The sequence below is a fragment of the Streptomyces sp. NPDC037100 genome (assembly GCF_055606225.1).
This window is the reverse complement of record NZ_JBVJSX010000038.1, coordinates 1-1,136: the sequence shown is the minus strand read 5'-3', so window position 1 is coordinate 1,136 and position 1,136 is coordinate 1. Positions and strand designations below refer to the sequence as shown.

Genomic DNA, 1,136 nt, shown 5'->3' with positions numbered 1-1,136 from the left:
GCGGCGAGGGCGTGGTTGAGGGTTTTGGCGGCTTTGCTGATGGAGCCGGGCATGAGGTGGCGGTAGATCTTGAAGGTGATCTCGATGGTCTTGTGGCCCATCCACTCGGCGACGTCGGTGATGGGGATGCCGTGGGTGAGGCAGTTGGAGGCGAAGAAGTGCCGCATGCCGTAGACGACCATCCCTTCGGGGATGTCGACCTGGCCGGCCTTCTTGATCCGCTGCCACTGATTCGCTATGTGGTAGTGCGGGAACGTGCGGGACGGGTCGCTGGGGTGGCGCAGCAGGAAGCCGTCGACTGTGCCGTGCTTGGAGGCGTACCACTCGATGGTCTGCCGCACCCGGGCGGGCAGGGGCACGTCCCGATACTCGCCCGCCTTGCGGTGCTTGAGCCGCTCGTACTGGCAGGTGGTCCGGTTGACCTGCTCAGTGATGCGGTAGACGTCGTCGGCGACGATGTTGTTGAGGTTGACCGCGAACGCCTCACCGTTACGCATCCCGCACCCGCTCATCAGATCGGCTACCAGCAGGAAGCTGTCGTCGCCGGCGGTGCGTATCTGCCGCAACTGCTCCGGTGAGGGGATCACCACCCGCTTGGGGTCGTACTGCGGCGGCTTCACACCGTCCACCGGATTGTCGTCGAACAGCCCGAGCCGGTTCGCGTCCAGCAGGATCGCCTTCAGCTTGTCGAAGGCGTTCGCCTGGGCGGCCAAGCCGATGCCGTTGCGCTCCAGGGTCTGAAGGAAACCCTCGACGACCTTGTGGTCGAAGGTGTTCATCCGCCGGCTGCCCAGCAGCGGCAGCAGATGGATATTCAGCAGCGACTCCAAGTGCACCACCGAGGCCGGCCCCAGATCCCGCTGGCCGGCCTTCCACCCGGTGGCGTACTCCTCGAACCGCATCGCACCGTACCGGGCGATCCGCTCCGCCTTCGCCCGACCCCGCGGTGCCGCCTTCTTCGCGTTGTAGATTTCCGTCAAACGCTCGACGGCCGCATCCTGGGTCGCGAACCCGGACTCCTCCAACTGCCGCCCGGCCGCCGACCGATACCGGATCTTGTACGAGTGAGAGCACTTCGACCACCGCGACCGCGGATGCTCACACTCCTTGAAAAACGACCCCATCCCACGAACCAA

General features: G+C 65.2%; 1 protein-coding gene. It reads right to left on the bottom strand.

Translation table 11 applies throughout. The annotated features are described in order from the left end of the window. Positions 1-1,124 (bottom strand): tyrosine-type recombinase/integrase (locus ACZ7EG_RS40070; RefSeq protein ID WP_471089990.1); only part of this gene is annotated, 1,124 nt, incomplete at its 3' end. Positions 1,125-1,136 lie beyond the last annotated feature (12 nt).